The sequence below is a fragment of the Novosphingobium sp. HR1a genome (assembly GCF_015594425.1).
GTDB classification, from domain to species: domain Bacteria; phylum Pseudomonadota; class Alphaproteobacteria; order Sphingomonadales; family Sphingomonadaceae; genus Novosphingobium; species Novosphingobium resinovorum_A.
The window spans coordinates 98,715-121,048 of sequence record NZ_JABXWS010000004.1 but is presented as its reverse complement, the minus strand read 5'-3'; the positions used below and the strand labels follow the sequence as shown (position 1 = coordinate 121,048).

Here is a 22,334-nt window from a genome sequence, read left to right as displayed (position 1 = left end):
ACGCCAAGGTAGGAATACCTGTGCGATTGGGATGAAATGTCGAACCCTATAAGCTAACGGGTCATTAGCCGTATTTCTGCAGCCGCACCGCGTTGGGACCAGATGATTTCGTGACCGCACAACTCCAGAGGGCCGATAGCCGGCCCGATACCAGGGCGGAGATCGTCTCCCACGAACCTGCCACCGGGGCGGAAGTCTGGCGCGGCCCGGTGGCCGACGTGGACGAGACGGTAGCGCGTGCGCGGCGCGCGTGGCCCTCGTGGGCGGCCCAACCGCTCTCCACCCGCATGGAACTGCTGCGGCGATTCGCCAACGAAGTGCGCAAGGATGCCGAGGCGCTCGCCACCTGCATCGCCCGCGAAGTCGGCAAGCCCTTGTGGGAAGCCCGCGCCGAGGTCGATTCGGTGATCGCCAAGGTCGAGGTCTCGATCCGCTCCTACGCCGAGCGGACGGCCCAGCGTCGCCTCGATTCGGCGCTGCAGGGGGCGATGGCGGTGCGCCACAAGCCGCATGGCGTGCTGGTGGTGCTCAGCCCTTTCAATTACCCCGCGCACCTCGCCAACGCGCACATCGTACCCGCGCTGATCGCGGGCAACGCAGTGATCTTCAAGCCGAGCGAACGCGCACCCGCCACCGGCGAGATGCTGACCCGCTGCTTCCACCGCGCGGGCGTTCCGGCCGCCGCCGTCCAGTTCGCGCCCGGCGGCCCGGCCGAAGGCGCGGCTTACGTGGCGCACGAGGGGATCGACGGCGTCCTGTTCACCGGATCTGCCGCCAACGGGATCGCCATCAACCGCAGGCTGGCGGCCCGGCCGGACCGCATGGTCGCGCTGGAGATGGGCGGCAACAACGCGATGGTCGTGTGGGACACGCCCAAGCTGACCGACGCCGCCGCGATCGTCGTCCAGTCCGCCTTCGCCACCAGCGGCCAGCGCTGCACCGCCGCGCGCCGCCTGATCGTGAAGGACACGATGTACGACGCGCTGATGGCCGAGGTGAAGGCGCTCGCCGACCGCCTGATCGTCGGCGCGCCCTTCGACGAGCCCGCGCCCTTCATGGGACCGGTGATCGACAATGCCGCCGCCGACGGGTTGACCGAGAGCTTCCTCTACCTGCTCAGTCACGGCGGCCGTGCGATCAAGCACCTCGTCCGCACGCACGAGACCGCGCCCTTCCTCAGCCCCGCGATCATCGACGTGACCGCGATGGCCGAGCGCCCCGACGTCGAGCTGTTCGGGCCGATCCTGCAGGTGGTCCGGGTGTCGGACTTCGATCAGGCGATCGCACAGGCCAATGCCTCGCGCTATGGCCTCGCCGCATCGCTGGTGGGGGGCACGCCGCAGGAGTACAACCGCTTCTGGGCCAACGTGCGCGCCGGAATCGTCAACTGGAACCGGCCTACGATCGGCCCCAGCCATGCGGCGCCGATGGGCGGCGTGGGGCTTTCGGGCAATCACCGGCCGACCGGGTTCTATGCGGCGGATTACTGCGCCTATCCGGTCGCTTCGGGCGAGATGGAGCAACCGCGCGCGGTGATCGGCGTGGGTTTGCGGTAGAAGCGCCCATCACTCGTCATTGCGAGCGCAGCGAAGCAATCCAGGGCTGTTAAGCTCCGCCCTGGATTGCTTCGCTGCGCTCGCAATGACGAACCGGGGAGGTACGGACTGGGTGCGTGCCTCTCACTTCCCGCTGGTAACGAGGTCCACTTCGGTCAGCCCGCTGTCCAGCTTGCGCGCGTAGACCACGTAAGCCTTGCCGTCCTTGCGGCCGCCCAGCACGCTGTCGCCACCGTCGATCTTGTATTCGGCCCCATATCCGGCCCCGAGCGCCCTGGTGTAGTAGAAGCTCACCACGTCGCTGACGCTCACCGGCGTCGCGAAGTTGACCACGCGCAGCGCGCAGCCCTGACCGTCGATCCCGGCCGCTTCCTGCACCGCCCCGCGCGGATAGACCGGCAGTTCGGCGGGCAGCTTGGCCGCCCAGGTGTTGGAATACTGCACCTTGGCCGAGCAGTCCGCCTTGGCGACCTTCGCCTCCGCAGCGACTTGCGCGGCAGTGGCAGCCCCGGCAGCGAGCGCCGCGCCCCCGCCCTGCGCCGGACTAGGGGCGGGCTTGAGCGCGCCGCCGGCAAGCTGCGCCGCCTGCTTCTTGGCGGCGGCGATGGCCTCGGGCGTGCGGTCCTGCGCGGGGACGGTGATCCGGCGCCCCTCGGCGGAGACAGCCGCGCCCTGATCCCCCGCCATCTCGGGATCGACCATGATCTGGTCGCCGAGCGCGCCATTGAGCGCCGGATCGGTATCGGCCGGGTCCGGCTGCTTGTCGCCCGAGCCGCAGCCTGCAAGCATCAGCGTGCCCATCAGGCTCAGAACGGTCATTCGGGCCAGAGTCTTCATCGTCGCGGTTCCTTCGGGTGCGGCAGCAAGGTCCTGCTACCCGCAATAGCTTAGGAAAACGCGAAAAGTCGCAAAGGTGCCAGCGGTGGAATCCTCTCGTCCCATTTCGGGATGGTCGGTGCGCCTTGCATTACAAACGCGGCACCGGCCCACGCCCCCACCCGACCTCCCACGGAAGTATACTTAATGGGAGGTCGGGTGGGGGCGCGGGCCGGTGCCGCTCGAAAATGCCCTGCTGGGCATTTTCCAAACGAACGACGAGGGCGCCTGCACGAATGCGGGCGCCCTCCCGCCCGAGCTGTTCAGGCCCGGACGGTTCCCCCGCAAGTCGCCGTACGTGCGGGGAAAGCTGTTCTGTCGAATGCCTTAGCGGCAGCGCGATCCGCCGCGGTCGACCTCGCGGCCGAGCAGGGCACCGGCGGCCGCACCGAGCACGGTGCCGACAGTCCGGTCACGGCCGCCGTCGATCTCGCGGCCCAGCAGCGCGCCGCCCGCACCGCCGATCAGCAGGCCGGTGGTGCCGTTGCCCCGGCGGCAGTAGTAACGGCCGTCGTTGCCGCGCCACGAGCTGCGGCGATAATCATCGCGATAACGGTCGTCACGATAGCGATAGCTGTCACGGTTGCCGTAGCCGCGGCGATAATCCTCGCGCGAGTAACGATAGCGGTCGCGGCCATGCTCGTAGGTCTGCTCGCCCGGCGCGGTAAAACCGTTGCCGTAAGGGGCGATGGCGGCCGAAGCAGGCAGTGCGACGGTCAGGCTGGCAGCGGCTGCGGCGATGGCCGAGGCCTTGAAGAATGCGTTCATCTCAACTCTCCTCTTCTAAGGAAGCGAACCGGCCATCCGAGTCGATCCGCCTTACACATTCATCTTTAAGCCTTCGATTCTGAACGAACCGCAACGCGCTTGTCAGGATTTGATTTTGCGACGAGCCGTTGGCGCACAGGCGATGGAGCGAGTGGTTGCCCCCGTTCCGGCGCCCTTCTAAGGGGCATGCACGGCGGATACCCCCGACCGCCGGGAGAGATATGCAGCCGATGCCCGAGACAATGCCCCGCCAAATGCCCCGGCACTCGCCTTCCGTTTCCGGTCTGCTTCCGGCATTCGGCGCCTACGGCATCTGGTGCCTGTTCCCGCTCTACTTCGCGCTGTTGAAGGACGTCGCGCCGTTCGAGGTGGTCGTCTGGCGCCTGATGTGCACGCTGCCGTTCTGCCTCATCGCGGTCGCCGTGTTGCGGCAAGGCCCGGCACTGCGGGCGGCGCTGACCAACCCGCGCACCCTCGCCACGCTGGCGCTGAGCGGGTTCCTGATCGGCGCGAACTGGCTCATCTATGTCGTCGCGATCATGGAGGGCCACGTGCTCGCGGCTAGCCTAGGCTATTACATCAATCCGCTGATGAACATCCTTGCGGCGACGGTCTTCCTCAAGGAGAAGCTGACGCGGCGACAGTGGATCGCCGTGGCCCTCGCGACGATCGGCGTGGCGCTGCTGGCGAAGGGCGCTCTCGATACCTTGTGGATCAGCCTGATGCTGGCGCTGAGCTTCGCGTGCTACGGCCTGGCCCGCAAGCTCGCGCCGGTGGCCGCGCTGCCGGGCCTGACGGTCGAGACGCTGGTGCTGTTCGTGCCCGCGCTCGCCCTGATGTGGTGGCAGATGCAGGCGCCGGGCGGGCTGGCGATGGGCTCCTCGACGCGGATCAGCCTGCTGCTGCTCTGCGCCGGGCCGCTGACCGCGATTCCGCTGATGCTCTTCGCCACCGCCGCGCGCGCCCTGCCCTTCTCGGTGCTGGGCTTTATCCAGTTCGTGACGCCGACCGGGTTGTTCCTGATGAGCGTGTTCATCTTCCACGAGCCGCTGAGGCCGATCCAGCTGGTCTGCTTCGCCTTCATCTGGGCGGCCGTCGGCGTATTCTGCTGGGACATCCTGTCTCGCAGGAACTGATTGGCGGGGGCTTCGACAAGCTCAGCCTGAGCGGGGCCGGGAAGTTTTCACCACCCCCCGCTCACCCTGATCTTGTCGAAGGGCTCAGAGCGCCCCGGCGAACCGCAGCGCCTCGCCCTGTGCCTCGTTGGCAAGCTGGCCTTCCCACATCGCCGAGTGCCCGCGCACGATGGTGCCGACGACGCGGCCTTCCAGTTCCATCCCGGCGAAAGGCGTCCAGCCGCAGCGGCTCTCGCCCCATTCCTCGGTCACCGTGAAAGTGCCCTTGCGGTCGACCACGGTGAAGTCCGCGTCATAGCCCACCGCAATGCGGCCCTTGCCGACGAGACCGAACACGCGCTGCACCCCCGAAGAGGTCATGTCGATCAGCCGCTCCAGCGTCATGCGCCCCTTGGCGACATGGTCGAGCATCAGCGGCAGCAGGGTCTGTACGCCCGGCATCCCCGAGGGGCTGTTCGGATAGGTCTTGGCCTTTTCCTCGCGCGTGTGCGGCGCGTGGTCGGAGCCGATCACGTCGGGCACGCCCGCGCGCAGCCAGTGCCACAACCCGTCGCGGTGCGCGGCCGAGCGGATCGGCGGGTTCATCTGCGCGAAGGTGCCGATCCTGGGATAGGCGTCCTCGGCCGCCAGCGTCAGGTGCTGCGGAGTCACCTCGCAGGTCGCGACATCGCGGTGCTGGGCGATCAGCTCCAGCTCGGCCGGAGTGGTGATGTGCAGGATGTGGATCGGGCGGCGCGCCTCGCGGGCGAGGCGCAGGATGCGCTTCGTCGCCAGCATCGCGCTTTCGTCGTCGCGCCAGACCGGGTGGCTGGAGGGGTCGCCCTCCACCCGCAGGTCCTTGCGCGCGTTCATCCGCGCCTCGTCCTCGGCATGGATGGCGACGCGGCGGCGGCCGTGGGCCAGCACGCGGGCGAGCTGCTCGTCCTCGGCCACCAGCAGGCTGCCGGTCGAGGCGCCCATGAAGATCTTGACGCCCGCCGTACCGGGAATGCGCTCGAGGTCCGCCAGCGCGACCGCATTGTCGGCCGTAGCGCCTACGTAGAACGCGTGATCGCAGTACATCCGGTGATGCGCGCGCTTCAGCTTGTCGAGAACGCGCTCCTCGGTATCGGTATTGGGGTTGGTATTGGGCATCTCGAACACCGCCGTGATGCCGCCCATCACCGCCGCGCGGCTGCCGGTCTCAAGGTCTTCCTTGTGCTCCAGCCCCGGCTCGCGGAAGTGGACCTGGCTGTCGATGACGCCGGGCAGCACGTCGAGCCCGGTGCAGTCGATCCGCTTCGCTGCGTCCGGGTAAGAGCCGACGCCGAGGATCTTGCCGTCACGCACCGCGACGTCGGCAACCACCGGGCCGCTCGGCGTATGGACGGTGCCGCCGGAAAGGACGAGTTCGGGTGCGGTTGCAGTCATCTGGGACGGCCTTTCTGCGGCAATTTCACGAAGAAGGCCGACCTAGGCCCCTCTCCCGCCGCTTTCAAGGCAATCCCGTCGAGGCGGCCGGTCAGGTCCTGAGGCGGCCCGCCAGCCCCGCCAGCACCTTGTCCTGCGCATCGAGCAGCGCGGCGACTTGCGCGCGGGCGTCGGCGATGGCCTTGACCTCGGGCGTTTCCTCGACCGGCGCCTTGTCGCGCGCGTCGGCATAAAGAACGTCGAGTTCGGCGAGCGCGGTCATGCCCGAGGAGCGGCTCGATTCGAGCTTTGCCAGGGCGACGCTGGCAACGCTCCACGAATCGCTGCCGGTGGAACCTGCCGCGGCACTCGCCCGCTCGGCGGCGGGGCGATTGGACTGGAACTGACGATCCGCCTGCTCCGCGATTTTCACGAGGCCGGCAAGGCGCGTGACGAGATCGGCGCTCGCTGGGGGCAGCGCCGGAGCAGCCTGCCCCGAATCTCCGGGCGCGGCGCTGGCGGTGCCGCTGACGCGCTCGACGTCGCGCTGCGCCAGCGAGGGATAGCCACCGGAAGACGAGCAAGCCGTCATGGCGAGGGAAAGAACGCCGCACAGGATGGCGGGGGCGGTCAAACGGACTTTCGCGCAGATCATCAGGCTGCCATAGCACGGCCGACGCGAAGCGGGAGAGGCTTTGGACCGCCGAAACGGCCCCAGTCACCACCAAGTCCTTGGTTGACACGAATCGGCCCATACCCTAACGGCACCCATCTTTCCGGCACCTCGCATCACGCGGGGCGGTCGGCACGTCGCCCGAAAAGTTCCATGGTCCTTCGGGACCTGAGCGGCCGGGGCAGGTTTGTTTCGGCTCGTTTCGGGCATTTTTGAGATTAGGTAAGGGCACCATGTTCGCAGTTGTGCGCACGGGCGGCAAGCAGTACCGGGTTGCCGCCGGAGACAAGATCGCGGTCGAGAAGCTGGCTGGTGAAGCCGGTGACAAGATCACCCTGGGTGACATCCTGCTCGCAGGCAAGGACGGCGAAGTCGCGGACATCGCGAACGTGACCGTCGCCGCCGAGATCATCGCCCAGGCGAAGAGCGAGAAGGTCGTGGTGTTCAAGAAGCGCCGCCGCCACAACTATCGCCGCAAGGCAGGCCACCGCCAGCAGATGACCCTGCTGCGCATCGTGTCCGTCGGCTGACCCCAGAATTCGGAGTAACCAGCAATGGCACATAAGAAAGCAGGCGGTTCGTCGCGTAACGGTCGCGACTCCGCAGGACGCCGTCTCGGCGTCAAGAAGTTCGGCGGTCAGGAAGTGATCGGCGGCAACATCATCGTCCGTCAGCGCGGCACCCGCGTGTACCCGGGCGTAAACGTCGGTCTTGGCAAGGACCACACCCTGTTCGCTCTCGCGGAAGGCCGCGTGCGCTTCCACGACGGCAAGCAGGGCCGCAAGTACGTCTCGGTAGACGTCATGGCGGAAGCCGCCGAGTAATCGGATGGTCTCTGTAAGGGCCATCCTGACGGGATGGCCCCGCTGATTCTCCCAGGAGAATCAGCAGAATGAGGGAGAGGGCCCCGCCCGTCTCCCTCTTTTCGTATCTCCCTCCAGCGTGTCCGGGAACCGACACGGCGACTTCGGGTTGCACCGCGCACGGTGCGGCGGCGATGGCGCGCGTCCCCTCGGATCTGTTGCGATTACCGCCTTGTAACCACGGGCGTAATTGCAGTGTCACGCCGGCCCGCTAAGCGCGCGCCGGGGGTTGGAGTAACGAAGATGTTCATTCGCAGCGAAAGGCTGTTCCTGCGCCCTGCCTGGCCGGAGGATCGCGACGAGCTGATGGTCCGGATCGGCCATGAAGCCGTCGTGAGCAACCTCGCCCGCGTGCCCTGGCCCTATACGGCCGAGGACGCCCGCGCCTTCGTCGAAAAGCCGCAGGATCACCGCCTTCCCAGCTTCCTCGTCACCGCGCCCGGTGCCGAAGGTGCCCGTATCGTCGGCGGCTGCGGCCTGTCGATGCTCGATGGCGAGGTCAACCTCGGCTACTGGATCACGCCCGACGAACAGGGACGCGGCTATGCGACCGAGGCCGCCCGCACCCTGCTGTCGCTGACCCGCGCACTCGGCCACGACCGCGTCGTGGCGCACCACTTCGTGGACAATGCCGCATCGGGCCGGGTGCTCGAGAAGGTCGGTTTCAGCCGCACAGGTCGTGTTGCCGAGCGTTTCAGCCGGGCACGGGGCTATGCCAGCCCCTCGCGCGAGCACGAGATCGTGTTCGAGAGCCCGGCCGATTGCGGCGGCGGCGATTCGATGAATCGCCGATGCGCGGCCTGATCCCTCCCATTAACCACTGAAAACGGCGCTAGGGGTAATCCCCTGGCGCCGTTCTCATATCCGGTTAACCGGCGCCTGCGACGATTTCATCGCTGATCGCGAAGGATTCGCACCAAACTGCGTGCATCTGCGCCGACTTGCGTGCATGATCCGAGTCGCAGGGCACTAGCACGACGGAGAACCGTGGAATGTTCGTCCGCACGGAGAGGTTGTTTTTGAGACCGGCATGGCCGGAAGACTTCGACGATCTTGTCGAGGCTCTTTCGGACGATGACGTTCAGCGCACTGTCGACGTGGCTCCTTTGCCCCGTTCGGCGGAGGAACTGCGCATCTATCTGGACCGGCCGCGAGATCCGCGCCTTCCCCATTTCTTCATGTATCTGCGCGCGCCCGGCGGGCCGCAACTGGTCGGAAGTATAGGGTTGGGTCGGAGCGACAGCGCGCTCGGCGCCAAGGAGATCGAGGTCGGCTACTGGATCGTCCCGAGATATCGGGGTCGCGGCTATGCCGGAGAGGCCTTGCGTGCGGTGGTGAACCAGGCGCGCTCGCTCGGCCATCTGCGGGTCATCGCCAGCCACTTCGCCGACAGCCGGGGCACGCAGCAGGTGCTGGAAAGCGCCGGCTTCCACGATACCGGGCAGGTACGGTCGCGCTACAGCGCCTCGCGGGCGATGGAGCACCCGGCGCGCATCTACGTCGCCGATCTCGACCGGCGCCTGAGCCCGCGCATGGAAATGGCCGGAGCCGCCTGACAGGCTGCTCCGGTGCGTTGCCTCAGGCTTCTGCGGCGATCCACTTGGGCATGACGTCGGCCGGGATGTCCTCCACCCGCAGGTGATCCACCGCGAGCCCCAGTTCGGGGTAGGCGGCGCGGCGGCGCTTGTCGTCCGAACGGGCCAGCGGCACCACCACGAGGCGGCGGTTGACCTTCTGGCGCCAGTTCATGCGCGCGGTGTTCTCCTGCCCGACGTAGCAGCCCTTGGTGAAGCTGACGCCGTGCAGGTCCGCCGCGTTGCATTCGAGCCAGAGCGTTTCGCCATCGCCCAGTTCCGCGCGGCCTTCGGGCACCCGCAGCGCCAGACGGTGGGCACGCCAGGCGGCGTCTGCGCCGGTCTCTTCCTCGGCCGGATCGGTGGCATCGACCACCGCGACCCAGCGCTCCCCAAGAGCATGGAGGCGCGGGTCCGGAGCGGCGCCGTCGCCCGTGTGCGGCCGCCAGTGCACGGCGAGCCGGTCGTCGCGGGCAATGTCGATCGCCTTGCGCAGCCGGTACATCGACAGGCGCTTCACCAGCGCGTCGGCGACTTCGGCCTCGCAGTCGATGAGCAGCCCCTTGCCGCCCGGCCAGACGATGAAGTCAAACAGCGCCTTGCCCTGCGGCGTCAGCAGCCCCGTCCAGACTGGCAGGGTTCCCGCCACGTCCGAGGTCACGAGCCCCTGCAGGAAATCGACGACGTTCTCATTCGAATCGGGGCGCGGGGAAAGCCGGATCACGGCACGGTCAAACAGGCGGGTAGCGGTCATGCGCCCTAAGTGGAGCAGCCCGAACCGCCCCGCAAGACCCTCACTTGGTCGATGGACATTTCGCGAGACGTTCGCGCATTTCGTCGAGCACCCAGACAGCGGCGGGGCCGGGCCGGCTGTCCTTGCGCCACAGCGCCACGAGCGCGTAATCGAGCGCGGACCGCTCGGGCAGCTTCAGTTCCACGAGGGTGCCTGCCTCCAGGTCCGCCCTCACGGCATGGCGCGGCATCGAGCCCCAGCCGATGCCCTCCTTGAGCAGCGCATGTTTGGCGCCGAGGTCCGCCAGACGCCACGAGCGCGGGCTGAACACGGAGAAATCGCGCCCCTCCGTCAGCGGCGAACGGTCGGTCAGGACAAGTTGCAGGTGCTTGCGCGTCTCGCCCGGCTCGATCCGCTCGAACTTCGCGAGCGCGTGGTCGGGGGCGGCGACGGGAACCATCTCGACCGAGCCGATCGTCTCGCGCTCGATCTCCGCAAGGTCCATGATGTCCGGCCCGGCGATACCCAGCGTTGCGCGCCCGTCGAGCACCAGCGCGGCGACAGCGCCCAGCGCCTCAATGTGGAGGCGCAGCGGAACCGTCGGAAAACGCACCTGAAAGTCGCGCAACAGGCGGGCGAGCACGTTGCCCGGCACCATCACGTCCACCGCCAGCGACAGCTCCGCCTCCAGCCCCTGCCGCAGACTGCGGACCTTGGCGAGCAGGGCGTCGACGTCGTCGGAGATCGCGTGCGCCTCGGACAACAGCGCGCGACCGGCCTCGGTCAGCTGCGGACGACGCGAGCCTTCGCGGTCGAACAGGCGCACGTCGAGCTGGCTTTCGAGCTGGGCGATAGCGTAGCTGACCACCGAAATCGCGCGGCCAAGTCGCCTGGCGGCTGCATTGAAACTGCCCTCTTCCACCACGGCCAGAAAGCACCGCAAGTGATCGAGACTGGGCGGGACGACGTCGACCATTCAACTTTCCTGAATAATTCAGCCGAGTTTATCACAATTTCGCGATAGCCACGCAAGGGCTACATGGCACTCAACAGGGCCTTAACGGCACCTAACGCATACAAAGGAGTGCCCCATGATCGAACTGCGTCCCTTCGAGAGCATCGGCGCCGCCAATCACGGATGGCTCGATGCCCGCCACCATTTCTCCTTCGCCGACTACCATGATCCGGCGCGCACCAACTGGGGTCGCCTGCGGGTCTGGAACGACGACACCATCGCGGCCCGGTCGGGCTTCCCGCCGCACCCGCACCGCGACATGGAGATCGTCACTTATGTCCGCACCGGCGCGATCACGCACAAGGACAGCCTGGGCAACACCGGCCGCACCGGCGCGGGCGACGTCCAGGTTATGAGCGCCGGCACCGGCATCCAGCACTCGGAGTACAACCTCGAGGACGAGGCGACGACGCTGTTCCAGATCTGGATCATCCCCGACCGCCGCGGCGAGCAGCCGAGCTGGGGCGCCCGTCCCTTCCCCAAGGAGGACCGTTCGGGCCAGTTCGTGACCTTGGCAAGCGGCATCGCCGGGGACGACGACGCCCTCCACATCAACGCCGAGGCGCGCGTGCTGGGCGCGACGGTGAAGGCGGGCGACACGGTGACTTACGCCACCGACGCCGCGCGCCACAGCTACCTCGTCCCCGCCACCGGCCGCATCCGGGTCGGTGACGTGGAAGCCAATGCCCGCGACGGCGTGGCCATCACCGGGCTCGACACGATCACCGTGACCGCTCTCGAAGACGCGGAACTGGTGCTGGTGGACGCAGCCTGACATAGCGCGGGGGGGTGATTCGAAAGGATTGCCCCCCTGCTTGCGCACTCTCCCTAAGCCCTTAGCAGACAAGGACATATTTCGATGACCGGACGTATCGCCAATCCCAAGATCGAGAAGCTCATCGTCGACCGCTGGAGCCCCCGCGCCTTCGACGGCAGCGAGATGCCGCAGGAAGACCTCGACGCGATCCTCGAAGCCGGTGGCTGGGCGCCCTCGGCCTATAACGTGCAGCCCTGGACCTTCCTCTACGCCAAGAAGGGCGACGCGAACTGGGACCTGTTCCTGTCGGGCCTGATCGACTTCAACGCCGGCTGGGCCAAGGAAGCCTCGGCGATCGTCTATGTCGTCTCCGACAAGTTCTCGCGCTCGGACAAGGGCACTTTCGAGAACCACAGCCACAGCTTCGACGCCGGCGCCGCCTGGGTGCTCGCCGCGATCCAGGCGCAGGCGCTGGGCTACCACACCCACGGCATGACCGGCCTGAAGTTCGGCGAGGCCGAAGCCGCGCTCGGCATCCCGGAAGACCATCGCCTCGAAGCCGCCTTCGCCATCGGCAAGCAGGGTGACAAGTCGGTCCTGCCCGATTTCCTGCAGGAGCGCGAAGTCGCCAGCGACCGCAAGCCGCTGGCCGAGATCGCCAAGGCCGGCAAGTTCGCCTGATCATTTCGACGCCCGCACCCCTCCCCCCTCCAGTGCGGGCGCTCATCGGCCCGGTCCTCCCAACGGAGGGCCGGGCTTTTTGATTCGCCCAATGATCTTCCCGCCGCCCTGAAATCGCCTTGATCGCATGGCCTCCTGCTCTCCATGCCGATCGCCGACCTCCCGCCCGAACCGCCCGCGATCGCAGCGCCGCTGTTCGACCTTGCGCAGATGCCGCAGGACGGGACGGTCGATCTCCATGCCGTCAAGCCGCGCTGCCCGGTCGGCCGCCCCGGAGAAATCGTCGTCTGCGCGACCAACCCGGAAAAGGAGCGCCTGCGTCCGCTTCCCGATACTTACGAAACGCCGGACGGCCTGCCCCGCGCGCAGATGGGCCTGAGCGAAAACTCCTCGCTCGGCGTCGAGCTTGATTCGGCGACGCTGGGCAGCGGGCAAGTCAGCAACCGGGCGATGGTGCGCTACAAGCTGAAGTTCTGATAGCCCGCCTATCGCAATGCGAGGCAAATCCGGGCTCGTCACCCGCACCGCTCTGCGCCATAGCGCCGCCATGGTCCGGCACATTCATTCCCTGCGCCTCCACGCCCTCGGCCGTCTGGGCTGGGCGCGCGGCGCGATCGGCGCGGCGCTGGGGATCGCGCTTTCCGGCTTCGCGACATGGGCCCTGCTCGGCGGCCATCAGGCCCACGCCCTGCCCTTCCTCGTCGCGCCGCTGGGCGCCTCGGCGGTGCTGGTGTTCTGCGTTCCGGCGAGCCCTCTCGCGCAGCCGTGGTCGGTGATCGGCGGAGACCTGCTCTCGGCCGCGATCGGCATTTCGATCGGGCACCTGATCGGCAATCCGTGGCTGGGCGGGAGCATCGCGGTGGGGCTTGCCATCGCGGCGATGTCGGTGGCCCGCTGCCTCCATCCGCCGGGCGGTGCCTGCGCCCTGCTCTGCGCGCTCGGCGCGGGCGGGCAGGTGCCGTGGGACGCGACGCTGATGATCCCGATCGGCGCCAACGTGCTGGTGCTGTGCAGCTTCGGCTGGCTCTACAACAACTTCACCGGTCACGCCTGGCCGCATGTCGCGCCGCCCCCGCCGATTCCCGTCTCCACGCGTGAGGACGTCGTCGCGGTGCTGGAGGAATGGGACGAAGTGCTCGACGTGGACGTCGATGATCTCGACGCCTTCGTGCAGGCGGTGCTGCGACGCCGGGCGTCCTGACGCGAAAAGTCCCACCCCCCGGCCAGAAGGGTGGGACTCCCCGAACGTTCCGACGCAGTCTGCCTGAAGGGCTCCCAGCCCGGTGAACCAGATTCAGGCAGGCCCCGCGTCAGGTGAAGGCGACGATGATCGCGACCGCCAGGCCCCAGCACAGGATCAGCACGGGTAGCGTGAGAACCTGGACGGCCGCTTCGCCCGCCGTGAGCCTTCCGTTCAGAGTGTCGATGCCGCGTGCGGCAAGCTGGCCCCATGTTGGCGCGGCGGCATCGTTGTGGGGTTTCATCTTCACCCAGTACCCGGCCAGCTCGAACGCCATGAGGACGAACCCGGCGAAGATGACCATCGGGATGGCCAGTTCCGGGTTCATGAACGTGGCGGCCATGACACCGATGAAGGCGAGGTAGAGCGCGACCGTGGCGACATAGAAGCCGGTCGGCAGGCCGAAGCTGCGGTCTACTCCAAAGTGCATTGGCGTGCGGGCGGGAACGGCCGTGACCGTAGCCAGACCCTGAAGCTGCTGCCGGGTAAGACGTTGGGACATGATGCTGATCTCCTTGGGTGATCGGCATATGCGCGCCTTCGCGCCATGATTCGTTGATGCGGGTCAAATGCGGCGAAGATTGTGAGTGGGGGAGGCCAGCAATGCGAAGGCTCCCCCTCTCTCGTCATTGCGAGCGCAGCGAAGCAATCCAGGGCCGCGTAAACCGCCCTGGATTGCTTCGCTGCGCTCGCAATGACGAGGCAGGTTTCTATTTACTCCGGCCTCGCGCGATCTCACCCCCAGCGCGCAATATCCTCGAAGTCTTGCTCCCGCGGTTCGATCCAGCGCCATTGGCCGCCGGTCTTCTCGCGCTTCCAGAACCACGATTCGCTCTTGAGGTGGTCCATCGCGAAGTCCGCCGCCGCAAAGGCATCGCGCCGGTGCCGGGCAGCGGCGGCAACAAGCACGATCGGCTCGGCCGGGAGCATCACCCCGCTGCGGTGGATAACCAGCAGCCCGTCAAGCGCCCAACGCCCGCGCACGCGCATCGCCAGATCTTGCATCGCCGGAAGCGTCAGCGGGTCATAGTGCCGCAGTTCCAGCGCCTCGCAGCCCGCGCCCTCACGCACTTGCCCAAGGAAGCTGACGATCCCGCCCGCTTGCGGGTGCGCGGCGGTGAAGGCGCTCAGTTCCGCTGCCGGATCGAAGCCGGACGTCAGCAGGCGAACGTCGGACATGTCAGCCACCGGAAACCGGCGGCAGGAAGGCCAGTTCGTCGCCCTCTGCCAGCACCACGCCGCCCTTTTCGGCGATCAGCGCGCCGTTGAGCGCCACTTTCACCCGGACACCGGCGACGGTTTCGACCAGTTCGGGCGCGCAATGCTCGGAGAGGTGAGCGAGCAGCCCCGCCCAGCCGAGTGGTACATCGACGCTGATGCCATCCGTCCCCGCCAGCTCCTCAAGCCGTCCGAGGAACACCAGTTTCGCAGTCATCTCACCCACCCGTCATCGACATGTGCCGCGCCAGCGCAGGCGCCTCGCCGCGTCCGTCGATCGCGAAGTGATGGCGCTCAGGCTTGATCCGCATCGCCGTGTCCAGCGCCGCCGACAAAGCGCCTTGCGGATCGTCCGAACGCAGCGCCGCGCGCAGGTCCACCTGCTCATTGCCGCCGAGGCACGCATAGAGCTGCCCCGTCGCGGTGACGCGGATGCGGTTGCAGCCCTCGCAGAAGTTGTTTGTCAGCGGGGTGATCACGCCGAGCCGTCCGCCGGTTTCCGCGACGTCCCAGTAACGCGCCGGGCCGCCGGTGCGGTGCCCGCTCGGCGCAAGCGTCCAGCGCCGGGCCAGATCCTCCTGCACCGCGACGAGCGGCAAGTAGTGGTCGAAGCGGTCTTCCTCCACTTCGCCCAGCGGCATGACCTCGATCAGCGTCGCCTCGAAGCCCTGCGCGTGCGCCCAGGCGACGATATCGGCGATCTCGTGCTCGTTGATGCCCTTGAGCGCCACCGTGTTGAGCTTGACCTTCAGGCCCGCCGCCTTCGCCGCCGCCAGCCCCTCCAGCACCTGCGGCAGCGAATCGCGCCGGGTCAGCCGCGCGAAAGCCTCGCGGTCGAGGGTATCGAGCGAAACGTTGATCCGTCGCACCCCCGCCGCGCGCAGATCGTCGGCGAATTCGGCGAGGCGGGTGCCGTTGGTGGTGAGGGTCAACTCTTCCAGCCCACCCTGCCCGTCATCCGCGCCGATCCGGCGGCCGAGCGCCCGGACGAGGTCGATCATGTCGCGCCGGACCAGCGGTTCGCCGCCGGTCAGCCGCAATTTGGTGATACCGCGTGCGATGAAGCCGAGGGCAAGGTCGTGCATCTCGTCGAGCGTCAGCACGTCCTTCTTGGGAAGGAACGTCATCCGCTCCGGCATGCAGTAGGCGCAGCGCAAGTCGCAGCGGTCGGTCACCGACAGGCGCAGGTAGGTGATCCTGCGCTGGAACTGGTCGACGAGGGGCTGCGGCGTGCTCATTCGGACGGATATAGCACTCCGCCCGCGCCCTTGCCATTGAGCGGTAGTAATTGTCCCGTCACACCGCCTGCACCGTCAAGCCAGCGTTGCGCCGCTGCCACAGCCTCCCGCCCACCTGCTCCGGCGTCGCTCTCGACGGCATTGACCCGCGAAGGTGCGAAGCGGCGGGCAAGGCCCTGCACGGCGGCAAGGCGCCAGGCGCGGTGCTCGTGATTCGCGGGCAGGAAAACCAGCGTCAGCGGATCGGCGCCGCCCGACAGCGTCGCCTCGATCCCGGGCAGCAGGCGGGCATGGAAATCGGCCGCAGCCTCGAGCGCGTCGTCCGACAGCGGCCCGAGATGGAGCAACTCGTTCAACGACGTTCCCGCGTCAGGGTCATGCCGATCAGTTCGTTGACCTCGGTGAGCGCCAGCTTGACGATCTTCACCGTCACCGCCTCGACCCGCTCGTCCTGCAGGAACAACGTCTCACAGACGTGGTCGGCGACCGCCTCGATCAGCTTGAAGTGGACACCCTGTGGCAGCGCTTCCGACGCCGCGAACTTGAGGTCCATGTAGTTCTTGCTCGCCGTCAGCGGCGTGTCAGGGGCGTAGTGGTCCGCAGGCCGCAGCTTCACCGTGATGGTGAAACGCAGGGGCTGCGGCTTGCCGGTTTCCTCCGAGTAGATGCCGGTGAGGACATCCTGCTCGAAATCGGCGACTTCAAGGATCAGCGAATCGGCCATGATGTGGGCGCCTTTAGGATATCATCGCTCGCAACGAAAACATTTCGTCATTGCGAGCGTAGCGAAGCAATCCAGGGCAGCACAAACCGCGCTGGATTGCTTCGCTACGCTCGCAATGACGAAAGTGATTGGGGCTACTCGGGATTGGACCAGCGCGCGAAGATCGCGGTCGGCAGCAACCGCCCCTCACCGTCTTCCCGCACCGACAGGTCGCCATGCTCGATCTTCCCGGGAAGTCCGGCGAACAGCTCGTCCATCAGCCCGGCCAGCGCCAGCGAGGACATGCGCACCGCATAGACCGTCAGGAACAGGAACCGGCTGTCAGCATCGAGCAGCTTGCGGCAATCGGCGAGAAGCCCCGGAAGGTGCTCTTCCAGACGCCAGGTCTCGCCGGTGGGGCCGCGCCCGAACTTGGGCGGGTCGAGGATGATGCCGTCGTAACGCTTCTCACGCCGGACTTCGCGCGCGGCGAACTTGGCCGCGTCGTCGATCATCCAGCGCACCGGGCGGTCCTGCAGCCCCGCCAGAGCGGCGTTCTCGCGCGCCTGCGCGACGGACTTCTTGGACGCATCCACATGCGTCACCGGGCCATGGGCCGACAGCGCAAGAGTGCCGACGCCGGTATAGCCGAACAGGTTCATCGTGCTGGCATCGGTGCGCCCGGCCAGCATCCCGCGCATCCAGTCCCACACCGGCGCCATGTCCGGGAAGAAGCCGAGATGACGGAACGGGGTGCACTGCGCGGTGAACGAAACTTCGTTCCACGCCAGCGGCCAGCCATCGCGCGGCACGGCCTTGTCGAACTGCCAGCGGCCACCGCCGTCCTCGTCCGAACCAGGCACGAACTCGCCATGGGCGTCCCAATGCTCGCTCCGCGGAGTCCACATCGCCTGCGGTTCGGGGCGCACGAAGCGGTAGTCGCCGTAGCGCTCCAGCTTGCGTCCGTGGCCCGAATCGACGAGGCCGTAATCCGCCCAACCCTCTCCGGCGAGGATCAGCGGCTCTGTGACAAGCTCAGCCATCAGACTTTCGGGCTGGCGTGCGCCGCCACGAATTCGGTCACGGCCTCGAAGGTGCCGGGCAGCGTTTCGTACTTTTCCTCACGCTCGAACAGGTCGCCCACGCGGGTCGGCAGGGTCGGGCGCTGGCCGGTGGCGCGCTCGACCGCCTCGGGGAACTTGGCGGGGTGCGCGGTCGCCAGCGTGACGACCGGCACGCTCGCGTCGATGCCCGCCGTGCGCGCGGCGAAAAGACCGCAGGCGGTGTGCGGGTCGATCAGTTCGCCGGTCGCCTCGTAAGCCCAGCGGATGGTCGATGCCATTTCGTCCGCATCGGCGCGCGCCGACGAGAACAGCGCCGATGCGCCCTCACGCTGCGCGTTGGTCAGCTGCATCGCCTTGGTAGCCTCGAACCCGGCCATCTGCTCGGCCAGAGCCTTGCCGTCGCGGCCGCCGAGGTCGAACAGCAGGCGCTCGAAGTTCGAGGACACCTGAATGTCCATCGACGGCGCGGCGGTCGGCGTCACCGTCCCCTGCGAGTAATCACCCTCGGCCAACGCGCGGTGGAGAATGTCGTTCACGTTGGTCGCGACGATCAGCCTCTCGACCGGCAGACCCATCTGCGCCGCCACATAGCCCGCGAAAACGTCGCCGAAGTTGCCCGTCGGCACCGAGAACGCCACCTTGCGATGCGGTGCACCCAACTGCAGCCCGGCCGCGAAGTAATACACCACCTGCGCCATCAGGCGCGCCCAGTTGATCGAGTTCACCGCGCCGATGGCGAAGCGATCGGTCATGCCCTTGTCGTTGAATACGCGCTTCACGATCGCCTGCGCGTCGTCGAAGTTGGCGTGCTCCAGCGCGATGTTGTGCACGTTGGGCGCCAGCACCGTCGTCATCTGGCGGCGCTGCACGTCCGAAACGCGGCCCTTGGGGTGGAGCATGAAGATGTCCACCTTCGCACGCCCCGCAACCGCGTCAATCGCCGCAGACCCGGTATCGCCCGAGGTCGCACCCACGATCGTCAGGTTGCGATCCGAACGGCCAAGGAACTCCTCGAACAGCAGGCCCAGCAACTGCAGCGCCACGTCCTTGAACGCCAGCGTCGGGCCGTGGAACAGCTCAAGCAACCACTGCTGCGAATCGAGCTGCTTGAGCGGCGTTACGCCGTCATGCGCGAAACGGCCGTAAGCTGCCGTAGTCAGCTCCAGCAGGCGCTCTTCGGTGAGGCTGCCCGCGACGAACGGCGCCATGACCTTGGCGGCCAGCTCGGCATAAGGAAGCCCCGCCCAGCTCGCGATTTCCTCGGCCGAGAAACGCGGCCACTCACGCGGAACGTAAAGGCCACCATCCGATGCGAGGCCGGCAAGCGTCGCGCCTTCGAAATCAAGCGCCGGAGCGCTGCCGCGGGTGCTGATATAGTCCATCGGGCGCGGTTAGCCGTGAAGGCGGGAAATGAAAAGAGCGTGAAGGGTGTGAAGAAGGAAAGAAATGAATCTGGGGCCATCGCCCCAGACCCCGTTACCGTCGAGGTGACGCGCGCAGCCTCCTCCCGCGCCCACGATGAGCCGGGAGACAAAACAGCCTGCGGCGCAATGTGTGGCTGAGGCTGCTGCGCGCCCGACGACGACGGTATGGGGGTCTGGGGCGCCAAAGGTATATGGGGGGCCCCAGGACTTCCTACTTCCTCTTCCTGAGCGCCAGAAAGTAGATAACCAAAGCCGTAACCGCAAAGAAGAACCACTGCCCCGCATACGACAAGTGGTTGTTCGGCAAGTCCGCCGGATCAGGGATCGCGTTTTCCTCCAGCCCGCCGACCGCAGGCATCGCAACGAGGCGCGGGCCGGGCGCGATCATGCCGGTGACCTCCCCGCCCTGCCATGCTCCGGCGTTGGGCTGGAGCGACCAGCCCATCACTACCAGCGCCCTGCCACCGCCCGGCAGCGTGCATTCGGCGGTCTGGGCCACGCCGGGCTCCCCTTTGGCGTTGCTTCCGGCGATGCTGCTCCGGTCGCCTACGCCCGCGCAGACGAGATGGGCGCGGCGATAGAGCAGGTCCTTGCCGACGCCTCGGGATGTCCACTCGACGGGCGCGGGGTTCTTCTGCGCCGCGGCGTAGTGGGCCAGCAGCGCTTCCTTTTCATGGAGGCGGCGCAGTTGCCAAAAGCCCATCGCGATCATCACCGCCACGGCGGCAAGGACGATGAGGGTCGCGAAGACGGGGATGCGGCGCATGTCAGGTCCTGATGCGAAAAAGGCAGCCGAAGCGGTCTTCGGCTGCCTTTTCGGAATGAACGATCTGTTCGATCAGTGCGTGGGCAAATTAATGCGTGGGATAGCCCCAGCCGCCCCAGATGTAGACTGCGACGAAGAGGAACAGCCACACCACGTCGACGAAGTGCCAGTACCATGCCGCCGCTTCGAAGCCGAAGTGCTGGCGGGGCGTGAAGTCGCCGTTGTAGGTGCGCTTGAGGCAGACGATCAGCATGATCGTGCCGACGATCACGTGGAAGCCGTGGAAGCCGGTCGCCATGTAGAAAGCCGAGCTGTAGGTGTTGCCGCCGAAGCCGAACGGGGCATGCATGTACTCGTAGGCCTGAATGCACGAGAACAGCGCGCCGAGCAGGATCGTCGCCCACAGGCCCTTCTTGAGCCCTTCACGATCGCCGTGGATCAGCGAGTGGTGCGCCCAGGTGACGGTGGTGCCCGAGCACAGCAGGATCAGCGTGTTGAGCAGCGGCAGGGCGAAGGGGTCCATGACCGCCTCGATCGCCTTGGGCGGCCACTGTCCGCCGATGACGTCCGCCAGTTCGGATGGGAACAGCGAGAAGTCGAAGAAGGCCCAGAACCAGCCGACGAAGAACATCACTTCCGAAGCGATGAACAGGATCATGCCGTAGCGCTGGTGCAACTGGACGACGGGCGTGTGGTCGCCCGCATGCGCCTCGTTGACGATCTTGGAGAACCACATGAACATCGAGGCCAGCAGGATCGCGAGCCCGGCCCAGGGCACGAAATGGCCGCCGGGCATCTTGTGCATGAACAGCACCATGCCGGTGGTGAAGGTGAAGGCGCCGATCGTCGTCGCCAGGGGCGCGATGTCGGGCGGAAGAATGTGGTAATCGTGGTTCTTCGTACCTGCCATGGTGCCTTCGTCCCCGTTCATCCAATCTCGTGTGCCGTCTGCCGCCCTGTTTTATCATGGCCGACGGTTCTTGGTACTTCGCTTAACTGCCCGTGCGCGGATGGTCCAGTGCCTTTGCGTCCTCCACCCGCGTGACGTGGAAGGTATAGCTCAGCGTGATCTGCTGCACGTCCTTGTTGTCCGGGTCGGTCAGGATCGCCGGATCGACGTAGTAGAGCACCGGCATGCGCACTTCCTCGCCGGGCTTCAGCGTCTGCTCGGTGAAGCAGAAGCACTGGATCTTGTTGAAGTAGCGCGCGGCCTGTTCGGGCTCGACGTTGAAGCTGGCGGTGCCGGTGACGGTCTTGTCGCTGTCGTTCTTGGCCCAGAACAGCGCCATGTCGCGGGCGCCGATTGATACCGTGTCGGTGCGCTGGAGCGGCTTGAACTGCCAGGGCATGTTGCGCTCGACATTGGCGTCGAAACGGATCGATATCGTCCGGCCGCTGTCCTTGACGGTGGCCGCCTTGGCCTCGTCCGCGCGCTGGGTGGTGCCGCCGTAGCCGGTCACCTGGCAGAAGATGCGGTAGAGCGGCACCGACGCGAACCCCAGGCCGAGCATCGCCAGCGCCGCCGAAGCGGCCGTCAGCGCGACCTTGCGGTTGGAGCGGGGTTCGCCCTTTCCGGCCATCAGCCCATCTTCACGATCGAGATGCAGAACACCAGCACCACGAAGGCCGCGAGGCTGAGGCCGAGGGCGCGGTTACGGCTGCGACGGATCTGTTCGATGGTCTTCTGTTCCTGTGGCGCGGGCATGAAACGTCCTCAAAGCGGAATGTAGCGGTCGACCACGAGCGCGGCGAACAGGGCGAAAAGGTAGAGCACCGAGTAGGCGAACAGCTGCTTCTCGGGCTTCATGGCATCGTCATCGCCGCTGCGCGTGCGCAGTCCAACGCGGATCGAGAGGGCGAGGAACACGGTGGAGAGCGCCAGCGCCGAGATGCCGTAGATCGCGCCCGCATGCTCCTTGCCCGGCAGCCACCATGGCAGCGCGCTGAGCGGCAGCAGCAGCACGGCGTAGGCGAGGATCTGGCGGCGGGTCGAGCGTTCGCCCGCGACGACCGGCATCATCGGGATGCCGACCTTGGCATATTCGGTTTTCACGAAAAGCGCGAGCGCCCAGAAGTGCGGCGGCGTCCAGAAGAAGATGATCGCGAAGAGCACGACCGGCATCGTCGAGATATGCCCGGTCGCGGCGATCCAGCCGATCAACGGCGGGAACGCGCCCGCGCCGCCGCCGATGACGATGTTCTGCGGCGTGCGGGGCTTGAGCCAAATCGTGTAGATCACGGCGTAGTAGACGATCGAGATCGCAAGGATCGCGGCGGCCAGCCAGCTGATCGCGAAGCCCATCAGGAACACCGATGCGGCGCACAGGATACCGGCAAAGTCGCGCGCGGTGGTGCGATCGAGCCGGCCCTGCGGCAGCGGGCGCTTGGCGGTGCGCTTCATCCCGGCGTCGATGTCCGCTTCCCACCACTGGTTGAGCGCGGCGGCGCCGCCTGCGCCCATGGCGATGCACAGGATCGCGGTAAAGCCGAGGACGGGGTGGATGCTTTCAGGCGCGGCGAGCAGGCCGCACAGGCCGGTGAAGATCACCAGGCTCATCACGCGCGGCTTGGTCAGCGCGATCAGGTCGCGCCAATCCGCAGGGGCCGCGTTGGCGGCAGGAATCGAATTCGTGGGGGTCATGATGGGCCGCCCATACACC

The 22,334-nt window shown here is 67.0% G+C and carries 29 protein-coding genes; 10 read left to right on the top strand and 19 right to left on the bottom strand.

Going from position 1 to position 22,334, the window contains the following annotated elements; all coding sequences use genetic code 11:
• The first annotated feature begins 110 nt into the window (after window positions 1-110).
• Window positions 111-1,556 carry a succinylglutamate-semialdehyde dehydrogenase gene (locus HWN72_RS01200; RefSeq protein WP_036525909.1) on the top strand — a complete coding sequence of 482 codons (1,446 nt, stop codon included), beginning with the start codon at window positions 111-113 and terminating at the stop codon, window positions 1,554-1,556.
• A 123-nt stretch (window positions 1,557-1,679) separates the two neighbouring features.
• On the opposite strand, the gene HWN72_RS01195 is transcribed toward HWN72_RS01200, so the two are convergent.
• Window positions 1,680-2,393, bottom strand: coding sequence for a hypothetical protein (locus HWN72_RS01195; protein WP_211149557.1), 714 nt, complete (start codon window positions 2,391-2,393; stop codon window positions 1,680-1,682).
• A gap of 366 nt (window positions 2,394-2,759) precedes the next feature.
• Window positions 2,760-3,200 (bottom strand): glycine zipper 2TM domain-containing protein, encoded by a 441-nt coding sequence (locus HWN72_RS01190; protein ID WP_008828931.1) that lies wholly within the window; start codon window positions 3,198-3,200, stop codon window positions 2,760-2,762.
• A gap of 254 nt (window positions 3,201-3,454) precedes the next feature.
• Here HWN72_RS01190 and rarD point away from each other — a divergent pair, with 254 nt between their 5' ends.
• Window positions 3,455-4,336, top strand: coding sequence for an EamA family transporter RarD (rarD, locus tag HWN72_RS01185; RefSeq protein WP_248005724.1), 882 nt, complete (start codon window positions 3,455-3,457; stop codon window positions 4,334-4,336).
• 84 nt (window positions 4,337-4,420) lie between these two features.
• Here rarD and HWN72_RS01180 read toward each other — a convergent pair whose 3' ends face one another.
• Entirely contained in the window at window positions 4,421-5,746 is a 1,326-nt protein-coding gene (locus tag HWN72_RS01180; protein WP_069708873.1) for a dihydroorotase, read from the bottom strand.
• 91 nt (window positions 5,747-5,837) lie between these two features.
• The gene (locus tag HWN72_RS01175) at window positions 5,838-6,380 is read right to left on the bottom strand and encodes a hypothetical protein (RefSeq protein ID WP_083274702.1); all 543 of its coding nucleotides are present in this window, start codon (window positions 6,378-6,380) and stop codon (window positions 5,838-5,840) included.
• 251 nt (window positions 6,381-6,631) lie between these two features.
• Between HWN72_RS01175 and rplU the strand changes: the two genes are divergently transcribed.
• From rplU to HWN72_RS01155, 4 genes are all read left to right on the top strand, one after another.
• Window positions 6,632-6,928 carry a 50S ribosomal protein L21 gene (gene rplU / locus HWN72_RS01170; RefSeq protein ID WP_008828935.1) on the top strand — a complete coding sequence of 99 codons (297 nt, stop codon included), beginning with the start codon at window positions 6,632-6,634 and terminating at the stop codon, window positions 6,926-6,928.
• Between the two features lie 24 nt (window positions 6,929-6,952).
• Complete coding sequence (gene rpmA, locus HWN72_RS01165) at window positions 6,953-7,222, top strand: 50S ribosomal protein L27 (protein WP_008828936.1); 270 nt, start codon at window positions 6,953-6,955, stop codon at window positions 7,220-7,222.
• Window positions 7,223-7,504: 282 nt separating this feature from the next.
• Entirely contained in the window at window positions 7,505-8,065 is a 561-nt protein-coding gene (locus tag HWN72_RS01160; protein WP_211149556.1) for a GNAT family N-acetyltransferase, read from the top strand.
• A gap of 188 nt (window positions 8,066-8,253) precedes the next feature.
• Window positions 8,254-8,817 (top strand): GNAT family N-acetyltransferase, encoded by a 564-nt coding sequence (locus HWN72_RS01155; protein WP_211149555.1) that lies wholly within the window; start codon window positions 8,254-8,256, stop codon window positions 8,815-8,817.
• 22 nt (window positions 8,818-8,839) lie between these two features.
• On the opposite strand, the gene HWN72_RS01150 is transcribed toward HWN72_RS01155, so the two are convergent.
• Both HWN72_RS01150 and HWN72_RS01145 read right to left on the bottom strand, forming a co-directional pair.
• Window positions 8,840-9,589, bottom strand: coding sequence for a folate-binding protein YgfZ (locus HWN72_RS01150; RefSeq protein WP_211149554.1), 750 nt, complete (start codon window positions 9,587-9,589; stop codon window positions 8,840-8,842).
• A 40-nt stretch (window positions 9,590-9,629) separates the two neighbouring features.
• Complete coding sequence (locus HWN72_RS01145) at window positions 9,630-10,544, bottom strand: LysR family transcriptional regulator (protein WP_008830643.1); 915 nt, start codon at window positions 10,542-10,544, stop codon at window positions 9,630-9,632.
• Between the two features lie 115 nt (window positions 10,545-10,659).
• Between HWN72_RS01145 and HWN72_RS01140 the strand changes: the two genes are divergently transcribed.
• From HWN72_RS01140 to HWN72_RS01125, 4 genes are all read left to right on the top strand, one after another.
• Window positions 10,660-11,358 (top strand): pirin family protein, encoded by a 699-nt coding sequence (locus HWN72_RS01140; RefSeq protein ID WP_008830642.1) that lies wholly within the window; start codon window positions 10,660-10,662, stop codon window positions 11,356-11,358.
• Between the two features lie 84 nt (window positions 11,359-11,442).
• Window positions 11,443-12,021: a nitroreductase family protein gene (locus HWN72_RS01135; protein ID WP_008830641.1), complete on the top strand. Its 579-nt coding sequence runs from the start codon at window positions 11,443-11,445 to the stop codon at window positions 12,019-12,021.
• 144 nt (window positions 12,022-12,165) lie between these two features.
• A complete protein-coding gene (locus HWN72_RS01130; RefSeq protein WP_069708871.1) occupies window positions 12,166-12,498 on the top strand; it encodes a hypothetical protein in 333 nt (110 codons plus the stop codon).
• Between the two features lie 16 nt (window positions 12,499-12,514).
• Window positions 12,515-13,222, top strand: coding sequence for an HPP family protein (locus HWN72_RS01125; protein ID WP_248005723.1), 708 nt, complete (start codon window positions 12,515-12,517; stop codon window positions 13,220-13,222).
• Window positions 13,223-13,331: 109 nt separating this feature from the next.
• Here the strand turns inward: HWN72_RS01125 and HWN72_RS01120 are convergent, their stop codons facing one another.
• The 13 genes from HWN72_RS01120 to HWN72_RS01065 all read right to left on the bottom strand — a co-directional run bounded on the left by HWN72_RS01120 (window position 13,332) and on the right by HWN72_RS01065 (window position 22,315).
• A complete protein-coding gene (locus HWN72_RS01120; RefSeq protein WP_211149553.1) occupies window positions 13,332-13,763 on the bottom strand; it encodes a hypothetical protein in 432 nt (143 codons plus the stop codon).
• 233 nt (window positions 13,764-13,996) lie between these two features.
• The gene (locus tag HWN72_RS01115) at window positions 13,997-14,440 is read right to left on the bottom strand and encodes a molybdenum cofactor biosynthesis protein MoaE (RefSeq protein WP_211149552.1); all 444 of its coding nucleotides are present in this window, start codon (window positions 14,438-14,440) and stop codon (window positions 13,997-13,999) included.
• A gap of 1 nt (window position 14,441) precedes the next feature.
• A complete protein-coding gene (locus HWN72_RS01110; RefSeq protein ID WP_211149551.1) occupies window positions 14,442-14,696 on the bottom strand; it encodes a MoaD/ThiS family protein in 255 nt (84 codons plus the stop codon).
• 1 nt (window position 14,697) lies between these two features.
• Window positions 14,698-15,717, bottom strand: coding sequence for a GTP 3',8-cyclase MoaA (moaA, locus tag HWN72_RS01105; protein ID WP_211149550.1), 1,020 nt, complete (start codon window positions 15,715-15,717; stop codon window positions 14,698-14,700).
• On the bottom strand, window positions 15,714-16,073 hold the full coding sequence (locus tag HWN72_RS01100; protein WP_008830634.1) for a Rossmann fold domain-containing protein: 360 nt from the start codon (window positions 16,071-16,073) through the stop codon (window positions 15,714-15,716). The genes moaA and HWN72_RS01100 overlap by 4 nt, the downstream gene beginning before the upstream one ends.
• A complete protein-coding gene (locus HWN72_RS01095; protein ID WP_008830633.1) occupies window positions 16,070-16,441 on the bottom strand; it encodes a dihydroneopterin aldolase in 372 nt (123 codons plus the stop codon). Before HWN72_RS01095 ends, HWN72_RS01100 begins: the two co-directional genes overlap by 4 nt.
• A 134-nt stretch (window positions 16,442-16,575) precedes the next feature.
• On the bottom strand, window positions 16,576-17,463 hold the full coding sequence (locus tag HWN72_RS01090) for a class I SAM-dependent methyltransferase (RefSeq protein ID WP_211149549.1): 888 nt from the start codon (window positions 17,461-17,463) through the stop codon (window positions 16,576-16,578).
• Entirely contained in the window at window positions 17,463-18,866 is a 1,404-nt protein-coding gene (thrC, locus tag HWN72_RS01085) for a threonine synthase (protein ID WP_008831557.1), read from the bottom strand. The genes HWN72_RS01090 and thrC overlap by 1 nt, the downstream gene beginning before the upstream one ends.
• 253 nt (window positions 18,867-19,119) lie before the next feature.
• Window positions 19,120-19,674 carry an SURF1 family protein gene (locus HWN72_RS01080; RefSeq protein WP_211149548.1) on the bottom strand — a complete coding sequence of 185 codons (555 nt, stop codon included), beginning with the start codon at window positions 19,672-19,674 and terminating at the stop codon, window positions 19,120-19,122.
• Between the two features lie 88 nt (window positions 19,675-19,762).
• Window positions 19,763-20,584, bottom strand: a complete 822-nt coding sequence (locus HWN72_RS01075) for a cytochrome c oxidase subunit 3 (RefSeq protein WP_008831555.1) — start codon at window positions 20,582-20,584, stop codon at window positions 19,763-19,765.
• An 82-nt stretch (window positions 20,585-20,666) separates the two neighbouring features.
• Window positions 20,667-21,254, bottom strand: coding sequence for a cytochrome c oxidase assembly protein (locus tag HWN72_RS01070; RefSeq protein WP_008831554.1), 588 nt, complete (start codon window positions 21,252-21,254; stop codon window positions 20,667-20,669).
• A complete protein-coding gene (locus tag HWN72_RS31540) occupies window positions 21,254-21,379 on the bottom strand; it encodes a hypothetical protein (protein WP_256434530.1) in 126 nt (41 codons plus the stop codon). Before HWN72_RS31540 ends, HWN72_RS01070 begins: the two co-directional genes overlap by 1 nt.
• A 9-nt stretch (window positions 21,380-21,388) precedes the next feature.
• On the bottom strand, window positions 21,389-22,315 hold the full coding sequence (locus HWN72_RS01065; RefSeq protein WP_008831553.1) for a heme o synthase: 927 nt from the start codon (window positions 22,313-22,315) through the stop codon (window positions 21,389-21,391).
• Window positions 22,316-22,334 lie beyond the last annotated feature (19 nt).

Bases quoted from the DNA above. Each gene is read 5' to 3' on its own strand.
- HWN72_RS01175 (WP_083274702.1), bottom strand. From the start codon at position 6,380: ATGATCTGCGCGAAAGTCCGTTTGACCGCCCCCGCCATCCTGTGCGGC.
- HWN72_RS01145 (WP_008830643.1), bottom strand. From the start codon at position 10,544: ATGGTCGACGTCGTCCCGCCCAGTCTCGATCACTTGCGGTGCTTTCTG.
- HWN72_RS01140 (WP_008830642.1), top strand. From the start codon at position 10,660: ATGATCGAACTGCGTCCCTTCGAGAGCATCGGCGCCGCCAATCACGGA.
- HWN72_RS01180 (WP_069708873.1), bottom strand. From the start codon at position 5,746: ATGACTGCAACCGCACCCGAACTCGTCCTTTCCGGCGGCACCGTCCAT.
- HWN72_RS01095 (WP_008830633.1), bottom strand. From the start codon at position 16,441: ATGGCCGATTCGCTGATCCTTGAAGTCGCCGATTTCGAGCAGGATGTC.
- moaA (WP_211149550.1), bottom strand. From the start codon at position 15,717: ATGAGCACGCCGCAGCCCCTCGTCGACCAGTTCCAGCGCAGGATCACC.
- HWN72_RS31540 (WP_256434530.1), bottom strand. From the start codon at position 21,379: ATGCCCGCGCCACAGGAACAGAAGACCATCGAACAGATCCGTCGCAGC.
- HWN72_RS01070 (WP_008831554.1), bottom strand. From the start codon at position 21,254: ATGGCCGGAAAGGGCGAACCCCGCTCCAACCGCAAGGTCGCGCTGACG.
- HWN72_RS01160 (WP_211149556.1), top strand. From the start codon at position 7,505: ATGTTCATTCGCAGCGAAAGGCTGTTCCTGCGCCCTGCCTGGCCGGAG.
- HWN72_RS01110 (WP_211149551.1), bottom strand. From the start codon at position 14,696: ATGACTGCGAAACTGGTGTTCCTCGGACGGCTTGAGGAGCTGGCGGGG.
- HWN72_RS01120 (WP_211149553.1), bottom strand. From the start codon at position 13,763: ATGTCCCAACGTCTTACCCGGCAGCAGCTTCAGGGTCTGGCTACGGTC.
- rarD (WP_248005724.1), top strand. From the start codon at position 3,455: ATGCCCCGGCACTCGCCTTCCGTTTCCGGTCTGCTTCCGGCATTCGGC.
- HWN72_RS01125 (WP_248005723.1), top strand. From the start codon at position 12,515: ATGCGAGGCAAATCCGGGCTCGTCACCCGCACCGCTCTGCGCCATAGC.
- thrC (WP_008831557.1), bottom strand. From the start codon at position 18,866: ATGGACTATATCAGCACCCGCGGCAGCGCTCCGGCGCTTGATTTCGAA.
- HWN72_RS01130 (WP_069708871.1), top strand. From the start codon at position 12,166: ATGCCGATCGCCGACCTCCCGCCCGAACCGCCCGCGATCGCAGCGCCG.
- rplU (WP_008828935.1), top strand. From the start codon at position 6,632: ATGTTCGCAGTTGTGCGCACGGGCGGCAAGCAGTACCGGGTTGCCGCC.
- HWN72_RS01115 (WP_211149552.1), bottom strand. From the start codon at position 14,440: ATGTCCGACGTTCGCCTGCTGACGTCCGGCTTCGATCCGGCAGCGGAA.
- rpmA (WP_008828936.1), top strand. From the start codon at position 6,953: ATGGCACATAAGAAAGCAGGCGGTTCGTCGCGTAACGGTCGCGACTCC.
- HWN72_RS01080 (WP_211149548.1), bottom strand. From the start codon at position 19,674: ATGCGCCGCATCCCCGTCTTCGCGACCCTCATCGTCCTTGCCGCCGTG.
- HWN72_RS01190 (WP_008828931.1), bottom strand. From the start codon at position 3,200: ATGAACGCATTCTTCAAGGCCTCGGCCATCGCCGCAGCCGCTGCCAGC.
- HWN72_RS01155 (WP_211149555.1), top strand. From the start codon at position 8,254: ATGTTCGTCCGCACGGAGAGGTTGTTTTTGAGACCGGCATGGCCGGAA.
- HWN72_RS01075 (WP_008831555.1), bottom strand. From the start codon at position 20,584: ATGGCAGGTACGAAGAACCACGATTACCACATTCTTCCGCCCGACATC.
- HWN72_RS01195 (WP_211149557.1), bottom strand. From the start codon at position 2,393: ATGAAGACTCTGGCCCGAATGACCGTTCTGAGCCTGATGGGCACGCTG.
- HWN72_RS01090 (WP_211149549.1), bottom strand. From the start codon at position 17,463: ATGGCTGAGCTTGTCACAGAGCCGCTGATCCTCGCCGGAGAGGGTTGG.
- HWN72_RS01135 (WP_008830641.1), top strand. From the start codon at position 11,443: ATGACCGGACGTATCGCCAATCCCAAGATCGAGAAGCTCATCGTCGAC.
- HWN72_RS01065 (WP_008831553.1), bottom strand. From the start codon at position 22,315: ATGACCCCCACGAATTCGATTCCTGCCGCCAACGCGGCCCCTGCGGAT.
- HWN72_RS01150 (WP_211149554.1), bottom strand. From the start codon at position 9,589: ATGACCGCTACCCGCCTGTTTGACCGTGCCGTGATCCGGCTTTCCCCG.